Genomic DNA, 24882 nt, shown 5'->3' with positions numbered 1-24882 from the left:
TCCGAGCGATTCAAAACATCGCCCGAAGCCCGCGACGAGGCGATTGTCCTGACAGTCCAGGAACTGAACTGGCTACTCGACGGCTTCGACCTCTGGCGCAACCGCCCTCATCAGGTTTTGACACTTCGATACGTCGCCTGATTCGGTATAATCCGCGGCATGATTTCCATGCCCAAAGACCTTCCTGGTGATCCTGTTTTGCTCAGGCAATTGCTTGAGCAAATGATCAGTGAGCGGGCGTCTGACAAAGGCAAGATTGTTCATCTTGAAGAAGAGAACGCGCTGTTGCGCCAAAGATTGTTCGGGCGTAAGTCCGAGCAAACGACTGATCCGGCAACGCCGCAGCTGGCGCTCTTCAATGAAGCAGAAAGTGTTGCAGAGCCTGTCGATGAAGCCTGCGAAGAAGAAGTTGTCGTGCCGACCAAACGTCGCGGCAAACGTAAGCCGCTGCCCACCGACCTGCCCCGAATCGAAGTCATCCATGAACTTCCCGAGCATGAGCTGACGTGTGCCTGCGGCTGCCGTAAACACGCCATCGGCGAGGAGGTCAGCGAACAGCTTGAAATCATCCCGATGCAGATCCGCGTGATCAAGCATGTACGCAAGGTCTATGGCTGCCGCGATTGTGAGTCGGCACCGGTGGCGGCGGATAAACCCGCCCAACTGATTGAAAAAAGCATGGCCAGTCCGAGCGTGCTGGCCATGTTGCTGACGACCAAATACGTCGACGGTCTACCGTTTCACCGTTTCGAAAAGGTGCTGGGCCGTCATGGCATCGATATCCCGCGCCAGACCCTGGCCCGCTGGGTCATCCAGTGCGGTGAGCACTTTCAGCCGCTGCTCAATTTGATGCGCGATAGCCTGTTGGCCAGCCGCATCATCCACTGCGATGAAACGCGCGTGCAGGTGCTCAAAGAGCCGGATCGGGAGCCAAGCAGCCAGTCCTGGATGTGGGTGCAAACCGGTGGCCCGCCTGACAAGCCGGTGATCCTTTTTGACTATTCCACCAGCCGGGCGCAGGAGGTGCCGACGCGCCTGCTCGATGGTTATCGCGGCTACGTGATGACTGACGATTATGCGGTTACAACGCGCTGGGCGCACAGGCCGGGGTTGAGCGTTTGGGCTGCTGGGCGCATGCACGGCGCAAGTTTGTCGAAGCGCAAAAAGTGCAACCCAAGGGCAAGACGGGACGTGCGGATATCGCGCTGAACCTGATCAACAAGCTTTACGGCATCGAGCGCGACCTCAAGGATAACGTCGATGAAGATCGCAAGACCGGTCGCCATGAGCGCAGCCTGCCGGTACTGGCTCAGATAAGAAGCTGGATGGAAAAGACGCAGCCGCAGGTCACGGCTCAGAACGCCTTGGGCAAAGCCGTCGGTTACTTGGCGAGCAACTGGAGCAAACTTGAGCGGTATGTCGAGCAAGGCTACTTACCGATCGGTAGAGTCGGGATGTGGCGCGGTGGTTTGCGCTCCGTTTCCACACCCCGCTCGTCAAACCGGACGTGCGCTACTAACGCATCCGGCTTTCGTCCGAGATCGATATGCCTTCGCACTCGACACATCGGCCATTCGCGTAGGCAACTGATGGAGGCCTAGCTTTCCGTATAGGAACGCATCCGGGTATAGACGGTACCCAGAACGGCCTCGTCGCTTATGCTTCTTGACCAACCAGCGTCGGATACGGCGCTCGGTATAGCGTTGCAGGATTCGATAGTGCTTGAGCACAGGCCCTTGGTCGAAGTAGCCAGCCCAGCCTCGAAGGATCGAGTTGAGTTCGGCTATCCGGTGCTCTACCGCGTCCCACGTCATACTGATCGCCGTTTCGTCATGGATTTTTCCAATAATCGACTTCATCGCCCCTTTCGAAGGTTGAGTGCCGATATAGGCTTTCCCATGACAGTCGTATTGCCTGCCCAGGTTGTACCCCAGAAAGTCGAGTGACTGTTCCGAGAGTTTCACCAGCGCCGTTTTCTCTTCATTGACGCTCAGCCCCAGCCGCGCCATCAAGCCACTCATCAGTACCATTGCCTGCTCTCCACTGCCGGGGCGGCAGCAGATCACCATATCGTCCGCGTAATTCACAATCTTTGCATGCAGACGTTTGGCGTAGCCAAATTTTTCCCAGGCCAGAATGAAGCGCCTGAAGTACACATTGGCCAACAGCGGCGAAATCACCGATCCTTGGGCGCTACCACGGTGCGTGTGCTTGGCTTCGTTGGTGCGTCGAAGCTTACCGTCAATGAGTTCGATAACGGCCACCTCAAGCCATTGCTTGATCAGCCGCAACACCCTGCCATCCGAGATACGGCGGGCCAGGCACTTCATCAAAGGCCCGTGTGGAATGGTATTGAAATAGTCACGAAGATCCGTATCGACAACGTCTCTCAGCCCAACCCTCGCGGTGTAATGGTGCACCTGCCTCACAGCTTCCTTGGCATCTCGACGAGGTCTAAAGCCATACTGCGACGGCTGCATGTCCGCTTCGAAAATCGCTTGGAGTGTGAGATTGACGGCCATTTGAACAACGCGGTCTCGAATGCAGGGAATTCCCAAGGAACGAAGTTTGCCGTTCTTTTTGGGAATCCATACCCGCCGCAGGGGCTGAGGTCGATATCCACCCGACTTCAACTCCTCGCGTAGCTGAGCCAACCACTCCATAGGTCCTGTGTTTTCAATGTCTTCGAATCGCTGACCATCCACACCGTGGCTGCCCCGGTTTGCGCGGCAACGTTGGTAGGCGATGACCAATACATCGATTCGATAGACTTTGTCCCACAGGCTGTAGAAGCGAAAGTCTGGCTCTGTCTTAGCTTTCACATACAGGGCACGCTGTAGTTTCCGAACGCGATTTCTCACCTGGGTTAATAGGCTTGGAGCCAATCCCATCGTTCTTACCACTTTGTACTCCTCTCTTGAACCAGGGCTCCTTTCCTACTCCGGCATTACCCGGCCTCAACGGTACTACGAGCCCATCCGCCACCTGTCCGAGCCAGCGCCCTCCCTCACGGGCGCACTGTTTGTATGGCCGTGTCTAATGGCCACTTCACCCTGGCAGGCTTCCCCTGTTTCGTATGAGTTCTCTTCTGTACATGCCATCACCACTACCCCGGCGGCAGTGCCAAGTTCGTCTGACGCTCGATCCCTTAGCACTATCAACCTTCCCCGTTATTATGGCGGGTCGGCTACCGCAAGGCATTTTCGGGGCCTGCTCGGTGTTCGCTGCGCGCTACGGCCTGCACAGTCACTGACTTCCTAAAGAAGCCTTTTCTTCAGATACTTCAGCCCATTCGTTGCCTCCTGAACTGCTCCAAAGTGCTTCCGGCCGGAGCGACAGTAGCCGGGTGGGATTCGCACCCACTGAACTCATACGCCTTGTCAGGGCGTACACAACAACGCCGCCGAACGTGCGATCCGGCCCTTCGTCATCGGTAGAAAGAACTGGTTGTTCAGCGACACGCCCAAGGGGGCAATGGCCAGCGCTCAACTTTACAGCCTGGTCGAGACGGCCAAAGCCAACGGCCAAGAACCCTATGCGTGGCTGCGCCACGCACTGGAACGTTTGCCACTGGCGTCCTCGGTTGAGGATTACGAAGCCCTGTTGCCGTGGAACTGCACGCCGGTATCACCTGGCTGAGCGCTCACCCCATCCTGAAATCGGTGGGGTTTATGGAGCGCTTAGTGCGCCAGCCAAGCTGGCAGTTGATAAAGGGTGAAAGTCCCTACGAGAGAAGTTATGGCGAAACACCTCGACCCCGAGTCATGCGTTGTGTGTGGTGGTCAACTAATCCCGGACACGACGTTAAGTTTTTCCTCGGCCCGCGCTGGCGCCAACCCATCGTTGAATTGGTGAGGCCGAATCCAGTTGTAGCGATGCATCAAAAAATGGCTGATATCGCGCTGTGCTTCCTGCGCAGTTCGATAGCCCACGGTCGGTATCCATTCTGTTTTCAAGCTGCGAAATACGCGCTCCATCGGTGCGTTATCCCAGCAGTTTCCTCGTCGACTCATGCTCTGGCGCATGCGGTATCGCCACAACCGCTGGCGAAAGAGTCGGCTTGCATATTGCGATCCCTGGTCCGAGTGGAATAGCAGATCCGAAGGCCTGCCACGCTGCTCGTAAGCCATATCCAGCGCTTTGATCACCAGCTCAGCGTCTGGCTTTTCCGACAGCGCCCAGCCCACGATCCGACGCGTACAAAGATCCAGGACGACAGCCAGGTAATGCCACTTTCCTTGCGCCCAAATGTAGGTGATATCGCCGCACCAGACTTGATTGGGCGCTGGCACGTCGAACTCGCGGTTCAATGTGTTCGGGATATCCAGTCTTTCTACTGTTGCTCGTTTGTAGGCATGGGAGCCGGGTTGTTTGCTGACTAAATCAAGCTCGCGCATCAAGCTACGCACTTTGAATCGACCGAGTTGCTCACCGTCTTCACGCATCAGCGACAGGATGCTGCGACTGCCCGCAGAGCTGCGACTTTGCGAGAACAGCTCACTGACGCGACTACGCAATCGAAGCCGTTCAACATCGGGCGTGCGGCGCCGCAGGCGCTGGGCGTAGTAACACGAGCGAGTGACGTCAAACACCTTGCACAGCCAATCAACCGGCTCATGTGCCCTCAACTGGTCAATCAGCGCGAACGCTCGTGATCTTCCGACATCAAGAGCGCGGTAGCCTTTTTTAGTATTGATTTCTCTCGCTCAAGCCGAGCAATCCGGGCTTCCAGCTCCTGAATTTTTTGCTGTTCCGGAGTCAGTGCCTTGCTCTGCGGGGTGACGCCTTTATGTTCTTTCTGAATCTGGTCAACCCAGCGGCGCAATGCCGATTCACCAATGCCGAGTGAACGGCTGGCTTCGATGTAGCTGTAGTTTTGTTTGAGCACAAGGTCGGCAGCCTCGCGCTTGAATTCAGGAGTAAAGGAGCGGCGTTGTTTAGTCATCTGACACCTCGATCTGGCGAGCATTCTCGCCTAAATGGGTGTCCGGTTTCATTAGACCACTACAAGTCGTGTAGCCCTTCGGGTAAAATGCAAAGATCGAAAAAGAAAATTCTTCGGGTTGAGACGGCATGGCCATCCAGGAAACAGATCGGTTATCAGTGAACCGATCAACTTCATCCTTGAATACCCCTGCGCCTGAAGCACTCGAAAAAAGCAGAGCCACTGCAAAAAAGATAGTTCTCTTGCTCATCGGATCCCTCCATCAATTGAGCTGAGATTTTACCATTCGTGGCTGTGCGCCACCATTGGATTGGTGCGAGGGAAGGGGCGGACATGAAAAGCCCGGCGCTGGGCCGGGCTTTTTCACTTCTTGAGTTCTGCTAAAGGTTTTTTCTTCCACCGCTTGGCGGCGCGCTCAAGGCATTGATAGTACGTGTTTTTTTGCTCTTCTTCTCGTACTGCTTCGATGTAAGTCCTCGCTTGAGTGTAGGTTCGGATCACCGTGTTGTAGTTTGCTTCACGAAGCATGTTTTCATCGTAAATTCCTTGTCGGAGACCGACGAAAATTCTCTCCCAATGATTCAGCACGTAGCGAATCTGGTTAGCTTCATCCGACTGTTTCTTGCCGTCTTTTGCAAGAGCTCGCATATTCGAGTCATCTGCATTATGAAGGCGCTGCAAGCATTTGTAGCCTTCGCTTAGCATGTCATCAGAACGAGTTCCGAACATCATATCGGCAGTTTGTTTTTTTCTAGCGGTGTTTCGAGCACTGATTACAGATGTGATTGCGACAATTACACCTGTCATGATCATGAATCCCCGAAAGGCTTCACTACTCAAGATGTCAGTGATGTAGCACCAGAGTGCACTCAGTAAATCCATTTCCCCAATTCTCCAGACATTAAAAAAGGAGGCCTAAGCCTCCTTTTTTGGAGCTACAAAGTGAATTTTAAAGCTTAGAAGCCTTCATATTCATCACGGATTTTTAGTACGGTCATGTGCTGTGCCTCCATAAGTCCATTTTTTTTCCTGATTCGAGAACCCCGAGATGGGGGTCTGTCGCTTGTTGCCGTTTAGCGTCCTGCTAGCCGGCTTCAAGATTTTTGACATCGTAAACGATCAAATATTCGATCTTACGATTGTCGTGTGCGCGTTTGATACCATTACGCTATAGCCCAAACCAATTAATTTATCCTATCTGACAACGATTGAGATGCAAAAATTGGCGCCTTGATCAATAGAATGGCAACGAATTCTAGAAATTCAAGCCTCGAATTACCTTGAGTACATCGCCCACCAGAACACATGCCCCAGAATCGATATCTGCTGCTCCTGGATCTGCTGGAACGTGTAGTCCTCGTCCGGATGTTCGTCTCTGTTGAAGCTGCGCAAGCGGATTCCGATCGGAATCCGGTAGACCTGCTTCACGCGAAGCTGCCCGTTGTGGTTGATGGCGTACATCTCGCCGTCGACGATATCGCTCAGAGAGTTCTTGCCGACGTTCACGCCGACTGTCGCGCCATCGCGTAGCACGGGCACCATGCTGTTGCCGCCAACCTTCACACACTTGGCGTTGCTGAACTGAACGCCGTTGTGGCGCAAGTCCTTCTTGTTAAAGCGCAGGCGCGAGTTGGCGCTTTCCTCAATCGCAAACCTGCCAGATCCGGCCGCCAGTTCTACTTCATGAAGGAAGGGGACGTAGACCTCGTCATCATCGAGTGGGGTTTCGTCATCCCAGGTTTCGATGGTACCAAGTTTCACGCTGGGCTGGATGCGTTCAGCCTGATGATCAGGCACACCCTTGAGCATGTCACCGACACCTTCAGCCAGCCACATCGGGGACACGCCACATACAGAGGCGATCTGGGCTGCGAAGGCTGTAGCTTTCGATTTTCCCCTCTCCAAATCGGAGATCGAGGTCTGCGTGAGTCCGGCGCGCGCAGCAAGCTCAGTCTGATTGAGCTTGGCGTGGCGACGGGCGGCTTTGAGTCGGTCTTTAAATTCCATCCGTGAAGTATTACGGGCGCTCCCATACCCTTGCAAATCGGTATTCCCATAACCTACTATATGGGTATTCCCGTATGGAGGGGCATCATGAACGCAATTTACAAGGGCCTCGTTGACTACTTCGGCACCCAGGAGGCCACCGCCGAAAAGCTCAAGGTTGATCAAAGCACCGTTTCCGGCTGGGTTCGGGGGAAGCACGGCATGTCTCCGGTTATTGCCAAGCGAGCGGAGGCGCTGACCGAAGGTGCTTTCAAAAAAGAAAAGCTGTGTCCGTCGTTTCCTTGGGCCGAGATGGCCGCCTAAGCGACATCCCTGTCCGCCAATCCGTTGAAGCCAGATTAGAAGAGAGCAGTCCCCATGGAAACGTCCAGTCCAAGACATAGCGCCCAAACCCGCGACCAAGTGCTGGTCGCCCACGCTCAAAACCAGATCGCACGCACCAGCTTGAGCCAGGACGATTTCGCCCAAGCCTTGAGCCGGGAGATCTGCCTGCGAGTTCCCGCCGCCAAGATCGTTCAGGCAAAGGTCCCAGACTTCAATGAGTTGGCGCGCCTTAACGATGTGGGCGAATTCGTGAAGGCGACAGGCCGCTGGTTAAAGCGCGTGCAGCGCTGGCTCTCGGGCGATCAGGAAATGCCGTCTTGGCTGGAAGAGGCCTGGGTGAATGCACTGGAGCCTGAGTTTCGCGACAACTGCATCAATGAGTTGGCTGGCCGCCACGGCTTGACCGGCGCACGCCAGATGCAGAGCGACCAATGTGCCAACAAAAGCTTCGGTGCACTGATCCGCGCACTGGGCGATGTGATCGACACCGGCAGCGAGGTCTTTGATGACCAGGTGATGTGCGAAGAGGACCTGCCGCATCTTCCGGCGTTCGCCGAGCAGTGCCGTCAGGTCGAGGCCCGGGCGGGGGAGTTGGGACGTAAGGCCGAGACCCTGCTTGCTAAACACAAACCGAATTTGAAGCTTGCCTGAATCGCAGGCACAAAAAAGCCGGGATTGCGCCCCGGCTAATTCATTAACACTTGATGAGGCCGATTATGCATAGCCAACCTACTTCAAGCAATACCCCCAACAGTGTCGCGACACGTTTTTCGAATTCTGAAAATGTGTCGCGTACCACCATGTCGTCTCGCGAGATTGCCGACCTGGTGGAGGCGCGCCACAACGATGTAATCGCCACCATCGAGCGCCTCTTCAGCAAAGGACTTTTACGATCTACTCGTAAAACCCGCAGGGAGGCTACCGGCGGACGTCCGACCGATGTTTACGATTTAATCGAGCGTGACACGCACCTGGTGGTCGCCGGTTATAGCGACGAGCACCGAGCTCGCGTCATTGATCGCTGGCAAGAGCTGGAGACCCGGGGCGGCCAGCCTCAGCAGCTTTCCACCATTGAAATCCTGCAGATCGCAATGGAGTCTGAAAAGGCCCGCTTGCTGCTGACTGTTCAGGTCGAGAAACAGGCTGAGAAAATCCACTCCCTGGAAAACCTCTTCAAGGAGGGGATGACCCCCGCCCAATTCTGCAAGGGCCTCAATGGGGTCAACGTCATGCAGGTGGGCAAGTTTCTCGAAGGCCGCAACTGGCTCTACAACGAGAGCAAATCCGGCCTGCGCTTCCGTGTGGCGTCTTACGCCCGCGACAAGTACATGACCGAGCATCAGCACGAAGTCACTCCTCACGGCAAAGAACCGTTTGTTTCCTTTACGCCAGTCTTGCTCAAAAAGGGCGCCGTGCGCCTCTACGACTTGTACCTGGCTGGCGATCTGCCAATGAAGAAGACCTGGGACGGGCTGTTCACCCACGACAAAGCACTGAGGGCCGCGTAATGGCCGGGGACTGGATCAAAATGCGAATCGACCTTCAGACACATCCGAAAGTTTTCCGCATGGTGTCCGCATTGAAAGCGGACAGACTTCGGATTATTGGTGGACTGCACATTGCGTGGAGCATCTTCGACACCCATTCCGACGACGGCGTACTGCACGGTTACAGTGTCGATGCGATGGATGCCGTGGTTGGCTGGCCAGGTTTCACTAAGGCCATGATCGAAGTGGAGTGGGCGTCCGTGCAGGACGATGGAAGCCTTGTAATGCCTCGCTTTGACGAGCACAACGGCGCCAGTGCAAAGCGCCGGGCCAACGACAGCGAGCGCAAGCGTAACGACCGCAAAAACAACTCTGTCCGCAATGTGTCCGCAAGCGATGCGGACAAAACGCGGACCAGAGAAGAGAAGAGAAGAGAAGAGAAGAAAGAGCAAGATCAAAAGCATGGTGCTGGCGCACCCGCGAAGTCTGGCAAATTCGACCCCCTCACAGCCAAGCCCGAGAACGTGTCCGAAAAGGCGTGGGCCGACTGGTGCCAGCACCGCAAGGAAATTCGCAAGCCGCTGACCGCCAAGAGCTGCGAGCAGCAGGCCAAGGCGTTGCTGGGTCATGCCGCGCCGGATCAGGTGCTCGCCACCTCTATCTCCAACGGCTGGACCGGCATCTTCCCGGACAAGGTCGCCAGCAACGTGCACCCATTCCCGCAATCCCGTCATACCGGCTTCGCCGATCGCGATTACACCTCCGGCCTGAAAATGCGGGAGGACGGCAGCTATGCGCTCTGAGCCAGTCCAAAAAACTCCAGAACTTCCGCCTGGCACTCGCATCCAGCCTGCCGAGTGTGAAACCCACGGCGCCTACGAGCAGAAGGTCTATGCGGTGCTGGGCCGCGAGCTGAAGAGCAACTGCCCCGAATGCAGCCGTATCGCCCGGGAGAAGGCCGAGGCCGCTGAACAAGCCAACAAGGCGATGGAACTGCGCATGTCCCTCGCTCGCAAGCTGGGCGATGCATTGATCCCGAAACGCTTCACCACTCGCACCCTGGGCAACTACCAGGCCGAAAACGAAGGCCAGCGCAAAGCCCTCCGGTTCTGCCAGCACTACGTGCAGATATTTGACGAGATCCTGAAGACCGGTCGCTGCATGGTGCTGATCGGACAGCCCGGTACCGGGAAAACGCACCTCGGCGCAGGTATGGCGAACGAGCTGCTGCACAACACGTCGCGCACGGCCGTGTACCGCACTGTCGGCGCAATCCTGCAGGCGATCCGCTCCACGTACGACAAGCACAGCGAACGCAGCGAGGCCGAGATTCTGTCGAGCCTGATTGATCCCGATCTACTGGTGCTGGACGAGGTAGGCGTGAGCAAGGAGCAGCCGAGCGACTTCGAGCTGACGACCCTGTTCGCAATCATCAACGGCCGGTACGAGCAGAAGCGCCCGACGGTTGTGATCTCCAACCTCGAAGCCAGCCAGTTGCCGTCAGCCATGGGCGACCGCTGCGTCGATCGCCTGCGAGAGGGCGGAATGATCGTGGTCCCGTTCGAATGGGAATCTCAGCGCGGCAAGGAGGGCTTCTGATGAGCATCGACAAGATGCGTGAAGAGTTTGAGGCGGCGATAGCTCTGGAAACAGGTCGGCCAGTTCAGGAATTCCGCGATGACCGCCAGGGCGAATCGTATGCCTCGACAGGGCCTAAGTATGCGTGGTGGGGCTGGAAGGCGTCTCGCGAGGCGGTGGAGCAGTCACAGATAAGCCCAGAAGTTCAGGCCATGCTTCAGCAATTCGCGGCTGAGGAAGCAGAAGAAATCCAGCGGGCAGAGAGTTTCGTCCGCGCAACGGGTCGCGCCTCGATTTCGGCTCTGCAGCGCAACTTCAAGATTAGCTACGGAGGGGCGTGCCGCCTCATGGACAAACTGGTCTCCAGAGGAATCGTTTCGCCAATTGACGCCGAGGGGCGCCGATCTGTTCTGCCAGAGCAGGTGAAGCCATGACCATCGACAAACAAAAACTCCAGAAGCTGCTGTGGGCCGAAGCTGCGTCCTTCCGTGCCGACTGCGCAGACTGGAAGCGCAACACCGAGGCGCTGCAGGAATTCCTCGGGGAGAAGACTGTGGAGGAGGTGGCTCTTGAGCTGCTGGCCGAGAACGAAGCGCTGCGCGCCGAAGCCTCGAAGTGGAAGAACGAGAGCGTCAGTGACAGTCAGGAGATTTATGGTCTGACATGCAGCCTTGCTCAGCGTACTGGAGAAGTGCGGGAGCTGGCTGTGGTCGTGGACGACTTGGCTGCGCTGATAAAGCGTTTCGTCTGTCGGCTTCGCAACGCCGCGCCTGGCAACGATCTTCCAGAGCAAGCGCTGGACTACTTGGCTCGCAAAGGTCTTCAAGGTAGTCCGATGCGCTCAATCGTCGAGGCGCGGCTGCCATGACTGACAAGATCAGCGTCAATTGCCAGGCCAAACTCTCCGAGGCAATCACCAAGCTCAGCGCCATGTTCCGTGACAAGAAGTTCGTCGTGGTATCGCTGCGCCCTGGTAAAGACCGCACGCTGGATCAAAACAGGCTGTGGTTCGCGATGTACAAGCGGATTGCCGAGATGACCCAGATCGGCGACGAGTCCGACGCTCGCCGGTACTGCAAGTTGCATGTCGGCGTGCAGATCCTGCTGAACGAGGACGCAGGGTTTCAGGCCGAGTGGTATCGGGTGATGCGCCACCTGCCATACGAAACCAAGCTGGACTTGATGGGCGAATGCCATTTGTTCGGCCCTGACGGGTTCCCGGTGACCAGCCTGTTCAATCGCGCTCAAGGCGTGGCGTACACCGATCGCATTGTCGCGCGCTTCGCACCGCAGGGCGTGCACTTCGATGACCTACTGAGCCAGGAGGCCGCATGAGTCGTCGTGACTGGTATGACCGTCGAACGGATAAGCGTGTCGCTCTCCAGATTGCCGAAGAGCAAGGGATTGTCGCCGACAGCACAGCATTGCGCGCATCCCTTGTTGCCAAGATACATGCGGGCGAAATGACCATTGAGCAGGTTCAGTCCGAGCTGCGGAAGGTTAAGCGCGAGGCCAAGAAAAATGGGCTCAAGACGCGCGATCAGATTTGGAGGTCTGCATGAAGCGCACTCCACTACAGCGCAAAACCCCGCTCAGGTCTGGCGGCCCACGGCGAAAACGCTGTCCATCCTGCCGGGTGATGTTCACGCCAGCGCGTGGCGGCCAGGCTGTGTGCGGAGAGATCGAGTGCGCCATCGCTCACGGCAAGTCCGAGAAGGTGCAGGCAAGTGCCAAGAAAGCCTTAGCCGATGTTGGTCGCCGCGAGATCAAAGTCCGCAAGGAGAAGCTGAAGACCAGGGCTGACCACTTGCGCGAAGCTCAGGCTGCCGTGAACGAGTACGTCCGCCTGCGTGACGCGCACCTGCCATGCATCAGCTGCGACTCGATGCCGAACGACAACGACCTGATGACGGGCAGCCGCTGGGACGCTGGGCACTACCGATCCGTCGGCGCCTGTCCTGAGCTGCGATTCGAGCCGCTGAACATTCATCGCCAGTGCGTGAAGTGCAACCGCAACCTGTCCGGCAACGCAGTCGAGTACCGCATCCGATTGGTTCTGCGCATCGGCGCCGAAACTGTGGCTTGGTTGGAAGGGCCTCATGAGCCCCGCAAATACACCGTCGAAGAAATAAAAACCATCAAGGCTGAGTACCGGGCCAAGACCCGCGAACTGAAGAAGGGGCAGGCAGCATGAATTACCACAATGTGATCTCAGCAGTAGTTCGGGCCTTGGCCGCCGAGACGATCAACAGTTCCGGCGGATGCAACGTCGAGCCCCGGGTGCAGGCCAGCAAGCTCAAGGGGGAGATTTCTGGCAAGGATGCCGCGCTGTTGGCTGACTGCATCGTGCACAAGCTCCTGCACGCTCAGCTTTCTCCGCGGCACTGGAACGCCCTGGTGGCGAAGTACAGCACCCACCGTGGCCGCAAAATCGATTCCATCGGCCGGCTAGTCGCCGTGGTGAATACCCCAGCACCGCAGCGCTTCACGCAACAGGCCGTCTTGGTGTGGGCGGTGCCGCAGCAGGTGAAGGGCATTCAGCGAGCGGTTACCCAGATCAAGGCACCGAAGCACCGGGAGAACAAGGAGGAGGGGCAGTGGGATTGGCGCAACGCGGCAGCAGACGCTGACGTTGCCCGGGCCAACAAGCATGCGCGCGCGGTAGCAGAGGAAAAGCCCGGCGAGATGATCGTCCTGGCCGATTCGAACTACGACATGACGAACTGGGATTCCCAAGGACTTACAGAGCGAACTTACCAGCGCTGGAACAAGGCCATCAAAGACGGTTTGGAATCGCTTGTGAACGAGGCTCTGGTCGAGGCGCAACACATGCTTGAAGCGGTCGGGGTGCTGGAAGGCGAGGCGGCATAAAATAGTCCCTCAAAAGGGCTTGCAATGTCATGTCGCCATGTCGCATTATTCACCCATCCTGTCATTCCTGCGCGTATCGAGGAGTGACAAAAGAAACCCGGCCACTGCGCCGGGTTTTTTATTGCCTGAAATTCGCCGTCATAGCTCCAGCGGTAGAGCAGTCGCCTTGTAAGCGAATGGCCCGGGGTTCGAATCCTCGTGACGGCACCACATTGGCATGTAGCTCAGTTGGTAGAGCAGGCGGCTGTTAACCGCCCGGTCGGAGGTTCGAACCCTCCTATGCCAGCCAGCAACACCTGTAGCCAGGACAGCCTTCGGGAAGGCCTGGACGTCGATAGCCGGATAGTGCGACGTACGGAATCAACGCCGGCAGCCCGCGCACCCTGACCTCAAACTTGCTTTCGGGGTGGCGCGAGACTGGATCAGCGAGATCGATGCAAAGGGGCGTCGACGTTGAGAAAGCCTTTGGCCGACAGCTCGGAAAGACGAGCGCACCTATTCAGGGCCTCTGCATTCGCAGGGGCTTTTTCGTTATGAGGCGAAGCAAATGTCCGGTTCGATTCAATCTGACGACTACGTGCCGGGCGTGTCCGGCTGGAAATTCAACAAAGAAACCAGCGAGTTCGAGATTCACAGCTCGAGCGAGAAGACTTGCGCCGAGCCAAAGCTGATTACGGTCACGGCGGGAAGCTGGTCTGATTACGATTTGCCAGCCAATGCATTGCAGTATCACGAGTTTATCGGTCGGGAACTGGAAAAGATTCCAGCCGATTTTCGCGGTAGCGCTGAGCTTAAAACCGAGGATATTTCTTTCGATCGTGATGGCTCGGACGTTCGCGCCACGCTGACTTATGAGCGGACAGAGACGCCAGACGAGATCAAGTTGCGCATCGACAAGGAATCTTTACCCGGGCGACTCAACGGGCTCGCTGGAGGCAACTTCAGTATCTTCCACAATGGCCAGCTCAGAGTCAGGTTCGGAGCTCTCGAAGATCAAGGGCCGTTTATTGTCGCGGAAGGCAAAGTCTATGTGCGGGAGCAGACTGTCAAAGATGCATCTATCAACAGCCTCCACCCGTCATGGTCGATGAAGCTGGATCGCGCCAATGGCCGGTGGATTTGTGCGGGGATGGGTATTGGCGTTGACGTCAACTCAAGCGGCGTACATCGCCCCGACATCATCGTAAAGGCCGCGAGCATCGAGATGCTCTCTGACGGTATGGTCAAGATCAAGCAGTCACCTGACTAATCAACCAAATTAAGCGGCTCACCATTGGGCCTTACTTTTTTCGGCTCCCCACACCCATTGCTCCGATCTGGGAGTGCAGCGGATGCCGGATTTATCAATCTCCCCAAGGGGGAGGCAACCCGGATGCCAAACATGCCTGACAAGCCAGACACATGGGCCAAGATCTGGCTGGCGTTGAGCAATCCGCTCTGGCAGGGCGCAATCATGGCCATCACCGTATCGTTGCTTCGCGTGATGTACGACGCGAAGGAAACCAGTAAGCGTCGGATCCTTTTCGAATCGCTGATCTGTGGATCGCTGAGCCTTGTTGCGTCCAGCGTGATCGAGTGGATGACCTGGCCGCCCAGTCTGTCGGTTGCTGCAGGAGGGACTATTGGGTTCCTCGGCGTGACAGCCATTCGCGAGCTGGTGACCCGCTTCCTTGGTCGCAAGGCGGATGCCGCATGAAGGCCTTCGCTGCTGCAATCATCATCGCCCTGGTCGGCCTGCTGCTCGTAGGGATTCAACAGTCTCGTGTTGTCGCCCTTCGCGGGGAGGTGGCATTCGAAGCCAGCGAGAAGAAGAAGGCGGTGGACGCCAACCTCGAAAGCCAGGCCACGATCACCACCCTGCGCGCCGAAGCCCAGCGCAACGCCGATTACCAGAAAGACCTGAACAAGCGGTTACAGGCCAGTCAGGCCAAGGCCAGAAAGGCGGAGAAGAACTTTGAAGAACTCAAACGCAGCAGCAAGCCTGTTCGTGATTGGGCTGCTCAGCCTCTGCCTGACGGCCTGCGCGGGAAAGCCGGCGGTGGTAACAAAGACCCAAGCCGTAAGAATTGAAGCGCCTGAGCTGGTGCCTTGTGAGCGAGTTGCTGATGAAGACCTCGCCGACAACGGCCAGCTGTGGGAATTGAAGAATCAAGCCATCAACCTGCTCGACACCTGTGCAGACCAGGTGGACGCGCAGATCAAGCGCAGTCAGAGCAAGTAGGTCGCGACACGTTTCGCGAGAGTGCAAATTGTGTCGCGACACGGAGTGAGCATGACAGCAGAAATCCATGACATCGCCGACCAGCGCCCGCACCTGATGGTGGTAGCCAGTGACGGCGCCCATGTCATCCCGCGCGCGCTGATCCAGTCAGTGATCGACGGCAAGCAACCTTCCACCATCCTCACCGAGCCGGTAGTGCAACGCATCATCGAAGAATGGCTGCAGAAGGTGAGCGCATGACCGCCAAGCTGATTGATTTCAAGCGGGAAGGATGGCGCGACGCTGCCAAGACCCTGCGCAAGATCGCTGACGACCTTGATGCTGGTGTCCATCCGGAATGCACCGTAGGCGCCTTGACCCTGATAGGCCCGAAAGGGCAGGTGACAGTGTTCGGGCTCGGCCCCAAGTGCGACGACCTGCAATGCCTGGGTGCCATGCGCCTAGGTGAGCAGAAGCTGATTGATGTGCTGCTGGACGGCGGGGAAGGGTAGTTGTGCCGCAGGTGAGTGCGGCACTGGCAGATCACTTAGCTTTCAGAGCTTCCTGAATCTGATCTGCGTAGACAGACAGCTTGTCCATTTCCTGGCTGAGGTGCACAGAGGCAGAGCTTAGGACCCTGTTTGAGATCAGCTCCAAAGCAGCGCCTACCGCTACTGCTCTCTGGGTGTCCGGTTGGAGTCGAGCGTATGCCAAGTTGCCATTTACAGAGATAGCTTTGATCGCGTCAGACATGTTGCCTTCCTTGCGCAGAGTTAGTTGATTCCCATCAATACCGGCATCCAGCCACCATTACAAGTGCAAGGTGAGCCATGAACAGGCCGATGCCGCCAGAGTCGCTGCTCGAACTGTCTGATCTATCCAGCTTCGGTATTCGCCTGATCCCTGCGCCTGAGGTGTGGGACTGGCTCCAAGCCGAGATCCTCGCCGACACCGGCAGCATCCACAACGAAGACCACGCCCATCTGATCGATGCGGATATTCGTGTGATGTGGGCGTCTGCTGCCTTCACGAAGAAGGGTCGCACTGTGGTGGGCCAAGCTGAGCAGGTCGCGTTCCGCGCAGGTGGCTGGCAGAAGGCTCGGATGGAACAGCAGATGCAGGATTGGTTCGGCGACGTGCCGGCCTACATCATCACTCTGGCTGCCGACTACTGCGCGGATTGCTCCGACGCTGACTTCTGCGCATTGGTCGAGCATGAGCTGTACCACATCGCTCAAGCGACCGATCAGCACGGCGCACCCAAGTTCACCCAGGAAGGATTGCCCAAGCTTGAGATGCGCGGACACGACGTTGAAGAGTTCGTCGGTGTGGTGCGTCGGTATGGGGCGAGCCCTCAAGTTCAAGAGCTGGTGGACGCTGCAAACAATCCTGCTGAGGTAGGAAATATGAACATTGCGAGGGCCTGCGGAACCTGTCTGCTCAAGTCGGCCTGATTCTGGACAGGCTCTGGACGGATGAAAATCTATGGCAGCCCTTCAAAACGACGTGAAGGCCTTTATCGTTCAGGCCTTGGCGTGCTTCGACACGCCTTCACAGGTTGTTGAAGCCGTCCAAAAGGAATACGGGATATCGGTGACCCGCCAGCAGGTGGAGACACACGACCCCACGAAGACATCAGGGAAAGGCTTGGCCAAGCGCTGGGTGACGATGTTTGAGGATGCCCGCAAGCGCTTCCGCGAAGAAACCGCCGAGATCCCGATCGCCAACCGAGCATTCCGCCTTCGTGCGATGAACCGGTTTGTCGAGCGGGCCGAGACGATGAAGAACATCGGCCTGGCCATGCAGATCCTTGAGCAGGCTGCCAAGGAAGTCGGCGACGTCTACGTCAGTCGCAACCGGAAGGACGAGCCAGACGATGAGCCGGCAATCCCGACGCGCATCCAGGTCGACGTAGTGGATGCGAGGAAGCCGAATGCCGAGCCTTAATGTTCCGCAGTCGCAATTCCTTCTGTTGCCCCACAAGTTTCGCGCCTTTGTTGCTGGATTCGGCTCCGGAAAGACCTGGGTCGGATGCTCAGCACTGAGCAAGCATTTCATGGAGTGGCCCGGCGTCAACGCTGGTTACTTCGCACCGACTTACCCGCAAATCCGAGACATCTTCTATCCCACGATGGAGGAGGTGGCCTACGACTGGGGGCTGAAGACCAAGATCAATCAGGCGAACCATGAGGTTCACATTTACAGCGGCCGGCAGTATCGCGGCACTGTGATCTGCCGGTCCATGGAGAAGCCGCAAACCATCGTCGGCTTCAAGATCGGTCACGCATTGGTCGATGAACTGGACGTGCTGACGTCGATCAAGGCGCAGCAGGCTTGGCGCAAGATCATTGCCCGGATGCGTTACAACCTACCCGGGCTGAAAAACGGCGTGGACGTGACCACGACGCCGGAAGGCTTCAAGTTCGTCTTCCTCCAGTTCGTGAAGCAGTTGCGCGACAAGCCGGCACTGAAGGAGATGTACGGCCTTATCCAGGCCAGCACCTTCGACAACGAGCTGAACCTGCCTGACGACTACATCGCCTCGCTGATGGAGTCGTACCCCGAGCAACTGATTCGCGCGTACCTGAATGGCCAGTTCGTCAACCTGACATCCGGATCGATCTACCACGCCTACGACCGCAAGCTGAACCAGTGCTTCGACACTGTGCAGCGCGGTGAGCCGCTGTTCATCGGCATGGACTTCAATGTCGGCAAGATGGCCGCGATCACCCACGTCAAACGTGATCAAGGCCTACCGCGAGCCGTGGACGAGTTGATGGATGGCTACGACACGCCGGACATGATTCGTCGCATCAAGGAGCGGTACTGGGAACACACCGGCAACGACTACAAGAAGACCTGCGAGATCCGGATCTACCCGGACGCCTCCGGTGATTCGCGTAAGTCGGTCAATGCGAGCCTCACCGATATCGCCATGCTCAAGCAGGCAGGCTTCACGGTCATCGCGCCGGCGGCCAACCCACCGGTGAAGGACCGAATCAACGCCATGAACGCCATGTTCTGTAACGCGCAGGGCGAGCGGCGCTACTTGGTCAACGCGTTTACATGCCCGACATACGCCGACGGTCTCGAACAGCAAATTTGGGCGCCCAACGGCGAGCCAGACAAGAGCCAAGGCAACGACCACGCCAACGACGGCGGCGGTTACTTCATTCACCGCGAGTACCCGATCGTTAAACCGGTCACCTCAATGAAAATGGGAGTCGCCCGATGACGGACGTCACTTTTACTCGTCCCGAGTACAAGGCGGCACAGTACCGCTGGCGCTTGGTGCGCGACGTCTGCAAGGGGTCGGAAACGGTAAAGGCCGCCGGCGATTGCTATCTGCCAAGGCCGAACGCGTCGGACAAGTCCCAGGACAACCGCGACCGTTATGACGCGTACAAGAAGCGCGCGGTGTTCTACAACGCTACCGGTCGCACGAAGCACAGCCTTGTCGGCGCAGTGTTTCGTACCTGGCCTACGCTGACTGTTCCCGGCGCACTCGATTACGTATCCAAGGATATCGACGGGCAGGGCGTGAGCGTTTACCAGCAATCGCAGTCGGTTATCGGGCATCTGCTCGAAGTCGGCCGCCATGGGCTGCTGGTCGATTACGCCGCGGTCGAGGCTGGAACTGTCAGCAAGGCCGACGAGTTATCCGGTCGCGCCCGAGCGAACATCGCCAGCTACACCGCTGAGTCGATCATCAACTGGAAGACCCGCCAAGTCGGCGGCCAGCACCTGTTGAGCCTTGTCGTGCTGCGCGAAACGGTCGACGTAGATACGGACGATGGTTTCGGTAGTGAGCAGGTCGTGCAATACCGGGTATTGCGCCTTGATGTCTCCGGGCAGTACACGCAGGAAGTGTGGGAAGAGGGTTCAAGCGCGACAACTCAGAAAGTCGCGCCATTCACACCATTGAATGGTCTTGGCCGCCCGTGGCAGGTGATCCCGTTCCAGTTTTTGGGCAGCGAGAACAACGACACCAGCATCGATGACGCGCCGCTCTACGACATGGCCGAGGTGAACATCGGTCATTATCGGAATAGCGCGGATTATGAAGAGGCGGCGTACCTGGTTGGGCAGCCTCAGCCTTGGATGGCCGGTCTCGATGAGCAGTGGCGCGATCACATGGAGGAAAGCGGCATCTTCCTCGGCTCCCGCGCACCCTGGATGCTTCCAGTAAACGGCACCTGCGGGGTTTGGCAGGCTCAGCCGAACACGGTGGCCAAGGAGGCGATGGAATCCAAGAAGCAGGACATGGTGTCGCTCGGCGCCCGGCTGATCGAGCGAGGTAGCGCGGTGAAGACTGCCACCCAGGCCGACAACGACAGCGCCGCCGAACACAGCGTCCTGTCGCTGGTGGTCAGCAACGTCAGTGAGGCCTACAGCCAGTGCTTGGCATGGATGGCTGAATTCGTGAATGTTTCCGGTGAGGTGGTCTACAAGCTCAACCAGGACTTCAGCCAGATCACTCTGGACGCGACGATCCTGGCGGCACTGTTCAACGCAGTGCAGGGCGGCAAGTTGCCTGAGGGCGACTTCTGGCAGTACCTGCGCGATCGAGGCGTGATCAATCCGGAGAAAACGGACGATGAAATTCGGGGTGAACTCGAAGCGCAAAGCACCGGACCGGATCTGGATGACGACGACGAGGCAAACCTAAATGGCGGCAAACCAAGCGATCCTTGATGCCACGATTCGGCACGCCGTCTTCCTTGAGCAACTGAAGTCGGGGGAGATGGCCAAGTTCGCACCTGTCCTCAAGGAGATCGACCGCTCGATCCGCGAGCGGCTGACCCGGGCCGACCTGACGGATTACACCGTCGCCCGCCTGGAGCGACTGCTGAGCGAGGTGGATAGCCTTCTGCTCGGCATCTTCGACCGGTACAGCGAGAAGCTGAACCTCGATTTGGTGGATATCGCCAACTACGAGGCCGAGTTTGAGGCGACCAGCCTGACCCGGGCGGCGCCGGTTGGCGTTTCGTTCGATGCGGCGGTGCCGGGTGCTGCAGCAATCAGGGCGGCAATCCTCACCAACCCGCTCAGTGTGCGCGGTGCCGACGGTGGGAAGCTGCTCAAGTCGTTCATCAATGGCTTCACCGCCACCGAACGACAACGCCTCACTGGCGCGATTCGGCAGGGCTTCTTCGAAGGCCAAACCAACTTCCAGATCATCAAGAACATCCGCGGGACCAAAGCGCTCAAGTACAACGACGGCATTCTGGCCACGACCAACCGCAACGCTGGCGCCATCGTGCGAACGGCGGTGCAGCACGTCGCTACCCAGGCGCGCATGGAGACGCTGAAAGCGAACTCTGATGTCGTGCCGTCGGTGGAGTGGGTCAGCACCCTGGATTCGAAGACTACCAGCCAGTGCCGGACGCTCGACAAGCGCCGTTTCAAGCTGACCGAAGGGCCGAGGCCGCCGATCCACATCAACTGCCGGTCGACGGTGGTGGCGGTTACTCGCTTCAGCGCGCTGTTTGCCGAGGGCGCCACGCGTGCATCCGTCGGCGACTCTGGCGCGCAGCAGGTAAGGGCAGACCTCAGCTACTACGACTGGCTCAAGCAGCAGCCGGCAGCGTTTCAGGACAAGGCTATCGGTCCGGTTCGGGCGAAGTTGTTTCGAGACGGTGGGCTGAGCATTGAGCGGTTCGCTGAACTGCAGCTTGATCGCAATTTTTCACCACTGACTCTCGTACAGATGAAAGCTTTAGAGCCTCTAGCGTTTGAAAAAGCCAAGCTGTAGATTCCCAGGCTCATCAGAACGGAGCGTCTAACGTGGTTAAACATTTGACCATTTTCGAAAGGGAAATCTTGTCTGCGATCTTCAAGTGCGTCATGGCCAATCCGAATGATTCGGCTCTATGCAAGGCTAAACACGATGAGCTTAAGGCTTTGACCGAAAGACCGGTGCGCGAAGGCCGGCTTAGAGAAAACATATATGACGCAATGTTGATGGCGTTTATTCAGAACACCTGGATGTATACCAAAGGTCAGGAGCTGAAAAGTATCGAAATGGCGGAGCCGTACTATCCGTTTGGAGAGGACGAAGTGAATATTTGGCGCCTTGAGAGCGATCTCGGCCTGTAGTAACGCCTACTTAAAGACTTGTTAGAAAACCCGCTCCGGCGGGTTTTTTTATGCCCGCAGGCAGGGCCTGCACCTACGTCTCTGGGAGACAACCAATGCTGAAATTCCAACTGGATACCCTGGAAGGGGTAGATGAAGCCGTGCGCGCTCTTTACACCGAGAAGGACGGCAAGTTCGTACTCGGCATTGAAGGTCTGCCGCAGCAAGAAGATGTATCCGGCCTGAAGGCCAAGGTTGATGAGCTGCTCGGCGAGAAGAAAGCCGCCGAGAAGAAGGCGCGCGAAGCTGAAGATGCAGCGCGCCTTGAGCGTGAAGAAGCCGCTCGCAAGTCCGGCAACGTCGAAGAGCTCGAGCGTTCCTGGACTGAAAAATTTACCCGCCGCGAAGCTGAGCTGAACGGCATGTTGGAACAGGAGCGTGGAACGCTGAGCGGGCAGATCCGGGATCTGACTGTTGGCCGTACCGCTACTGATATCGCATCTGCCTTGGCTGTTCAAGGCAGCGCAAAAGCCCTGTTGCCGCACATCGAACGCCGTCTGAGCGTCGAGCAGCGCGACGGGAAGCCTGTTGTGGTCGTCCTCGACGCACAGGGCAAACTCTCGGCGGCAACGCTGGACGAGTTGAAAGCAGAAATCGCGAATGACGCGGCGTTCGCGCCGTTGATCGCGGGTAGCAAGGCATCGGGCGGCGGGGCCGGCGGTGCAGGTGGTGGGGGCGGGGCCCCGAAAGGAAAAATCGGCGGTACCAAAGAGGAACGCACGGCTGCAATCGCAAGCCGGTTCCCAGATCTCCCTCAATCGTAAGGAAATAACTCATGTCCCTGTCGCAAATGCAGGTTTTCAACGAATACATCATGCCGGCGACTCTCGAGACGCTGGATCAATATCTCGCCGCGTTCAACGCTGCGAGCCGGGGTGCTATTGTGCTTTCCCCGGACGGCTTCACTGGCGACTTCCTCCAAGAGTCGTTTTTCCAGACTCTTGCTGCTGCCCAGCGCCGCGTAGACCGCTACAGCGCCAACGCCGCCGTTGCTGCCACCGACCTGACCGAGCTGAAGAACACTTCGGTTAAAGTCGCCGGCGGCTTCGGCCCGATCCGCTACGAGCCATCGCAGATGACCTGGCTGGAGCGCCCAACCGCGCAAGGTATCGAAGTCGCGAGCCGTGCGTTCGCTGAAATCCTGCTGAAGGATCAGTTGAACACTGCGATCGCGGCGCTGGTGGCAGCAATCACGGCCCAAGCCTCCGCGGTCAACGATGTATCGGCGACCGCAGGCATCACCTACGCCAGCCTGAACAACGCCCACGCGAAGTTCGGCGACGCCAGTCAGAACCTGGTCACCCAGGTTATGCAAGGCACCAGCTACCACAAGTTGGTCGGCCAGAACCTGGCGAACCAGCAGCAGCTGTTCCAGGCGGGCAACGTTCGCGTGGTGGACATCCTCGGCAAGATCTCCGTTGTGACGGATGCCCCGGCGCTGATGCAGGCCGGCACCCCGAACAAGGAAATCATCCTGTCCCTGGTGCAAGGCGCTGCGCTGGTCCACGACGGCCGCGACATTATCAGCAACGTCCAGACCACCAACGGCAAGGAGCGTATCGAAACCACGCTGCAAACCGACTACACCTTCGGCCTGGGCCTGAAGGGCTACACCTGGGACACCACCACCGGCGGCAAGTCGCCAACCGACGCTGAGTTGGCAACCGGAACCAACTGGGACAAGACCGCTACCAGCATCAAGCACACCGCCGGTGTGGCCCTGATCGGTGACGCCTCCAAGTAACCCTGTAATGTCCAAGCCGGGACGTGTGCCCGGCTTGGCGGAGATGCAATCATGAGCAACAAAATCTGGTATCTACCCGGGCCGTTTCACCAGTACCGGGAAGACGTGAAGGCGCTGGCGAAGGAATACGGGCTGCGCATCATCGACGCGAACATCACCGAAAGTCGCGAGGGTGAGGCCGATGATGTGCCGGAGGTGACGGTGCGACAGGTTGAACCGGCACCGGTGGTGCTGATCGTCGATAGTGGTGATCACGCTGCGCTGCAGGAGCTGATCGACAAGTTGAATGCGGAGCGTGACGGCATCGTGTTGCTGATCGACGCCGCCGAAGGCCTGACTGAACTGGAACACCCGGGCGCCGGCGAACTGCCAATTCGCTTGTTCGGTGCACTGAAATCCATTCATGAAGGCTTTGAAGCGCTGACGGGGGAGCGTGACAACTTGGCGGGCGAGGTTGAATCCTTACGCGCCGAAGTCGAACGCCTCAAGGCAGCAGCGGAACCGGTCGACAATGTCGAGAAGATCGCTGGTCTCAAAGCGAAGCTCGACGCTGCCAATGTGCCGTATCGAGCGAATGCTTCGGTTGAGTCGCTGGAAAAGGCGGTCTCTGAGCTTCCGAGCGCGTGATAATCCGGGTGCGCAATCACTGGTGCCCGATTCAAAAAAACACAGCGAGCTGATTCATGACTCTCATCATCGAGGACGGTACCAGTAAGCCTGACGCCGAAAGCTACGCATCCGCTGAGGACTTGGCCATGTACGCCGTGAAGTTCGGCGTGGTCATCCCGGCGGAGGTGCCAGCACAGGAAGCATTGCTGCGCCGGGCTGCGCTGGCAATGGACGGTATGGCGTGGAAAGGGCGGAAGACCAACAGCGAGCAGGCCTTGTCTTGGCCGCGCCGAGGTGTTGAGTTGGACTACGAGATCAAACCTGACAACTACCTGCCGGCGCGAATTCAGTACGGCCAGATGGCGCTGGCTGCTGAGATCCACGCCGACGACGTCGATCCGATCGAGAAGCGCAAAGGCGCGGTAACACTGGAGCGTGTTGAAGGTGCGGTAACTCGCGAGTACGCGACGATCTCTAACACCAGCGGCCGACTGCTGCCGGCGGCGCCGGACCGGCCGAGCGCCACGCAGTTTGCTGATTATTTACAGAAACGCGGGTTGTTCGCCGTGAGAGCGTAGTGGTGATGAGCATTTGACGCGGTGAATGAATCAGGAGATCTTCGCTTTTCCCCAAGTGAGTAGAGCCGCAAACGTGGTGGCTGAAAACGGTTGGGGTTATCAGATAACGACAGAGGTTATTAGCATGTTGAATAGCACCAACAAATTTAAAGTACAGAGCATCATTTTCAACAATGGTGAGTTTGCGATCGCCTCGGGATTTTGGGATGGTCAATCCGATCTGAGCGTCGCGTGTCGCTGGTTTGAAGAGGGTGGGATGGGATATCCGCAGACTTTTGGCAAACCTCAATGGATGTTGCTCCCGGAGGTTGGCGTGGACATCCTGAATGCATTAGATCCATCCAAAGCGAAAGTTACATTAACCTTCGGTTGATCCGAGGTATTTGAGGAAGCCCAGCCAT

The 24882-nt window shown here is 57.6% G+C and carries 33 protein-coding genes, 2 tRNA genes and 2 pseudogenes; 32 read left to right on the top strand and 5 right to left on the bottom strand.

All coding sequences use genetic code 11. The features are described from left to right. Positions 1-159: 159 nt before the first annotated feature. Positions 160-1601: pseudogene (tnpC, locus tag F8N44_RS15495) on the top strand (IS66 family transposase). Here tnpC and ltrA read toward each other — a convergent pair. After that, complete coding sequence (gene ltrA, locus F8N44_RS15490) at positions 1497-2822, bottom strand: group II intron reverse transcriptase/maturase (RefSeq protein ID WP_224794772.1); 1326 nt, start codon at positions 2820-2822, stop codon at positions 1497-1499. The pseudogene tnpC and the gene ltrA overlap by 105 nt on opposite strands. Positions 2823-3387: 565 nt before the next feature. Between ltrA and F8N44_RS15485 the strand changes: the two are divergent. Next, a pseudogene (locus F8N44_RS15485) lies at positions 3388-3639 on the top strand (transposase domain-containing protein); the annotation flags it as partial. Between the two features lie 143 nt (positions 3640-3782). Here the strand turns inward: F8N44_RS15485 and F8N44_RS15480 are convergent. From F8N44_RS15480 to F8N44_RS15465, 4 genes are all read right to left on the bottom strand, one after another. Beyond that, positions 3783-4945 (bottom strand): IS3 family transposase gene (locus F8N44_RS15480; protein WP_109627876.1). Its coding sequence is split into 2 segments (ribosomal slippage): positions 3783-4690 and positions 4690-4945, totalling 1164 coding nucleotides; the frame shifts between segments, so codons are not numbered across the junction. After that, entirely contained in the window at positions 4938-5195 is a 258-nt protein-coding gene (locus tag F8N44_RS15475; RefSeq protein ID WP_150650905.1) for a hypothetical protein, read from the bottom strand. Before F8N44_RS15475 ends, F8N44_RS15480 begins: the two co-directional genes overlap by 8 nt. A gap of 113 nt (positions 5196-5308) precedes the next feature. Further along, a complete protein-coding gene (locus F8N44_RS15470) occupies positions 5309-5827 on the bottom strand; it encodes a DUF4760 domain-containing protein (protein WP_150650904.1) in 519 nt (172 codons plus the stop codon). Positions 5828-6220: 393 nt separating this feature from the next. Next, entirely contained in the window at positions 6221-6952 is a 732-nt protein-coding gene (locus F8N44_RS15465; RefSeq protein ID WP_150650903.1) for an XRE family transcriptional regulator, read from the bottom strand. A gap of 87 nt (positions 6953-7039) precedes the next feature. Here F8N44_RS15465 and F8N44_RS15460 point away from each other — a divergent pair, with 87 nt between their 5' ends. The 30 genes from F8N44_RS15460 to F8N44_RS15310 all read left to right on the top strand — a co-directional run bounded on the left by F8N44_RS15460 (position 7040) and on the right by F8N44_RS15310 (position 24854). Continuing rightward, positions 7040-7255 (top strand): YdaS family helix-turn-helix protein, encoded by a 216-nt coding sequence (locus F8N44_RS15460; RefSeq protein WP_098963812.1) that lies wholly within the window; start codon positions 7040-7042, stop codon positions 7253-7255. A 54-nt stretch (positions 7256-7309) separates the two neighbouring features. Then, complete coding sequence (locus F8N44_RS15455; RefSeq protein WP_150650902.1) at positions 7310-7927, top strand: hypothetical protein; 618 nt, start codon at positions 7310-7312, stop codon at positions 7925-7927. A 65-nt stretch (positions 7928-7992) separates the two neighbouring features. Beyond that, positions 7993-8784 carry a Rha family transcriptional regulator gene (locus tag F8N44_RS15450; RefSeq protein ID WP_150650901.1) on the top strand — a complete coding sequence of 264 codons (792 nt, stop codon included), beginning with the start codon at positions 7993-7995 and terminating at the stop codon, positions 8782-8784. Next, positions 8784-9566 carry a Pyocin large subunit-like protein gene (locus F8N44_RS31760; protein ID WP_150650900.1) on the top strand — a complete coding sequence of 261 codons (783 nt, stop codon included), beginning with the start codon at positions 8784-8786 and terminating at the stop codon, positions 9564-9566. The genes F8N44_RS15450 and F8N44_RS31760 overlap by 1 nt, the downstream gene beginning before the upstream one ends. Next, positions 9556-10362, top strand: a complete 807-nt coding sequence (locus F8N44_RS15440; RefSeq protein WP_150650899.1) for an ATP-binding protein — start codon at positions 9556-9558, stop codon at positions 10360-10362. The genes F8N44_RS31760 and F8N44_RS15440 overlap by 11 nt, the downstream gene beginning before the upstream one ends. Beyond that, positions 10362-10775: a DNA translocase FtsK gene (locus tag F8N44_RS15435; protein WP_191630893.1), complete on the top strand. Its 414-nt coding sequence runs from the start codon at positions 10362-10364 to the stop codon at positions 10773-10775. The genes F8N44_RS15440 and F8N44_RS15435 overlap by 1 nt, the downstream gene beginning before the upstream one ends. Beyond that, the gene (locus tag F8N44_RS15430) at positions 10772-11209 is read left to right on the top strand and encodes a hypothetical protein (protein WP_150650897.1); all 438 of its coding nucleotides are present in this window, start codon (positions 10772-10774) and stop codon (positions 11207-11209) included. The genes F8N44_RS15435 and F8N44_RS15430 overlap by 4 nt, the downstream gene beginning before the upstream one ends. Then, positions 11206-11676 (top strand): hypothetical protein, encoded by a 471-nt coding sequence (locus tag F8N44_RS15425; protein WP_150650896.1) that lies wholly within the window; start codon positions 11206-11208, stop codon positions 11674-11676. The genes F8N44_RS15430 and F8N44_RS15425 overlap by 4 nt, the downstream gene beginning before the upstream one ends. Beyond that, positions 11673-11903, top strand: a complete 231-nt coding sequence (locus F8N44_RS15420) for a hypothetical protein (RefSeq protein ID WP_150650895.1) — start codon at positions 11673-11675, stop codon at positions 11901-11903. Before F8N44_RS15425 ends, F8N44_RS15420 begins: the two co-directional genes overlap by 4 nt. Continuing rightward, on the top strand, positions 11900-12535 hold the full coding sequence (locus F8N44_RS15415; protein ID WP_150650894.1) for a recombination protein NinG: 636 nt from the start codon (positions 11900-11902) through the stop codon (positions 12533-12535). Before F8N44_RS15420 ends, F8N44_RS15415 begins: the two co-directional genes overlap by 4 nt. Then, complete coding sequence (locus F8N44_RS15410; protein WP_150650893.1) at positions 12532-13212, top strand: hypothetical protein; 681 nt, start codon at positions 12532-12534, stop codon at positions 13210-13212. The genes F8N44_RS15415 and F8N44_RS15410 overlap by 4 nt, the downstream gene beginning before the upstream one ends. 134 nt (positions 13213-13346) lie before the next feature. Further along, a tRNA-Thr gene (locus F8N44_RS15405) sits at positions 13347-13422 on the top strand. Positions 13423-13425: 3 nt separating this feature from the next. Then, positions 13426-13501, top strand: a tRNA-Asn gene (locus F8N44_RS15400). A 258-nt stretch (positions 13502-13759) separates the two neighbouring features. Then, a complete protein-coding gene (locus F8N44_RS15395) occupies positions 13760-14461 on the top strand; it encodes a hypothetical protein (protein WP_150650892.1) in 702 nt (233 codons plus the stop codon). Positions 14462-14584: 123 nt separating this feature from the next. Then, a complete protein-coding gene (locus F8N44_RS15390) occupies positions 14585-14908 on the top strand; it encodes a phage holin, lambda family (protein ID WP_150650891.1) in 324 nt (107 codons plus the stop codon). Continuing rightward, on the top strand, positions 14905-15282 hold the full coding sequence (locus F8N44_RS15385) for a hypothetical protein (protein ID WP_150650890.1): 378 nt from the start codon (positions 14905-14907) through the stop codon (positions 15280-15282). Before F8N44_RS15390 ends, F8N44_RS15385 begins: the two co-directional genes overlap by 4 nt. After that, positions 15251-15433: a hypothetical protein gene (locus F8N44_RS15380; protein WP_191630896.1), complete on the top strand. Its 183-nt coding sequence runs from the start codon at positions 15251-15253 to the stop codon at positions 15431-15433. Before F8N44_RS15385 ends, F8N44_RS15380 begins: the two co-directional genes overlap by 32 nt. Positions 15434-15484: 51 nt before the next feature. Next, entirely contained in the window at positions 15485-15673 is a 189-nt protein-coding gene (locus tag F8N44_RS15375; RefSeq protein ID WP_150650889.1) for a hypothetical protein, read from the top strand. Then, positions 15670-15924 (top strand): hypothetical protein, encoded by a 255-nt coding sequence (locus F8N44_RS15370; protein WP_150650888.1) that lies wholly within the window; start codon positions 15670-15672, stop codon positions 15922-15924. The genes F8N44_RS15375 and F8N44_RS15370 overlap by 4 nt, the downstream gene beginning before the upstream one ends. Before the next feature lie 318 nt (positions 15925-16242). After that, the gene (locus tag F8N44_RS15360; RefSeq protein WP_150650886.1) at positions 16243-16866 is read left to right on the top strand and encodes a putative metallopeptidase; all 624 of its coding nucleotides are present in this window, start codon (positions 16243-16245) and stop codon (positions 16864-16866) included. A gap of 31 nt (positions 16867-16897) precedes the next feature. Beyond that, positions 16898-17359, top strand: coding sequence for a DUF2280 domain-containing protein (locus F8N44_RS15355; protein ID WP_150650885.1), 462 nt, complete (start codon positions 16898-16900; stop codon positions 17357-17359). Beyond that, entirely contained in the window at positions 17346-18647 is a 1302-nt protein-coding gene (locus F8N44_RS15350) for a terminase large subunit domain-containing protein (protein WP_150650884.1), read from the top strand. Before F8N44_RS15355 ends, F8N44_RS15350 begins: the two co-directional genes overlap by 14 nt. Beyond that, positions 18644-20107, top strand: coding sequence for a DUF4055 domain-containing protein (locus F8N44_RS15345; RefSeq protein ID WP_150650883.1), 1464 nt, complete (start codon positions 18644-18646; stop codon positions 20105-20107). The genes F8N44_RS15350 and F8N44_RS15345 overlap by 4 nt, the downstream gene beginning before the upstream one ends. After that, positions 20082-21167: a minor capsid protein gene (locus F8N44_RS15340; RefSeq protein WP_150650882.1), complete on the top strand. Its 1086-nt coding sequence runs from the start codon at positions 20082-20084 to the stop codon at positions 21165-21167. Before F8N44_RS15345 ends, F8N44_RS15340 begins: the two co-directional genes overlap by 26 nt. Before the next feature lie 32 nt (positions 21168-21199). After that, positions 21200-21511, top strand: a complete 312-nt coding sequence (locus tag F8N44_RS15335; protein ID WP_099759320.1) for a hypothetical protein — start codon at positions 21200-21202, stop codon at positions 21509-21511. Between the two features lie 95 nt (positions 21512-21606). Then, a complete protein-coding gene (locus F8N44_RS15330; protein WP_099759319.1) occupies positions 21607-22314 on the top strand; it encodes a hypothetical protein in 708 nt (235 codons plus the stop codon). A gap of 11 nt (positions 22315-22325) precedes the next feature. Next, positions 22326-23294: a major capsid protein gene (locus F8N44_RS15325; protein ID WP_150650881.1), complete on the top strand. Its 969-nt coding sequence runs from the start codon at positions 22326-22328 to the stop codon at positions 23292-23294. A 51-nt stretch (positions 23295-23345) separates the two neighbouring features. After that, positions 23346-23921 (top strand): hypothetical protein, encoded by a 576-nt coding sequence (locus F8N44_RS15320; protein WP_099759317.1) that lies wholly within the window; start codon positions 23346-23348, stop codon positions 23919-23921. A 56-nt stretch (positions 23922-23977) separates the two neighbouring features. Further along, entirely contained in the window at positions 23978-24481 is a 504-nt protein-coding gene (locus F8N44_RS15315; protein WP_150650880.1) for a DnaT-like ssDNA-binding protein, read from the top strand. Positions 24482-24506: 25 nt separating this feature from the next. Beyond that, complete coding sequence (locus F8N44_RS15310; RefSeq protein WP_034152690.1) at positions 24507-24854, top strand: hypothetical protein; 348 nt, start codon at positions 24507-24509, stop codon at positions 24852-24854. Positions 24855-24882 lie beyond the last annotated feature (28 nt).

The sequence above is a fragment of the Pseudomonas fluorescens genome (assembly GCF_902497745.1).
Taxonomy (GTDB): domain Bacteria; phylum Pseudomonadota; class Gammaproteobacteria; order Pseudomonadales; family Pseudomonadaceae; genus Aquipseudomonas; species Aquipseudomonas fluorescens_BM.
The sequence above is the reverse complement of the archived record's forward strand: the minus strand, read 5'-3'. Positions and strand labels throughout refer to the sequence as shown.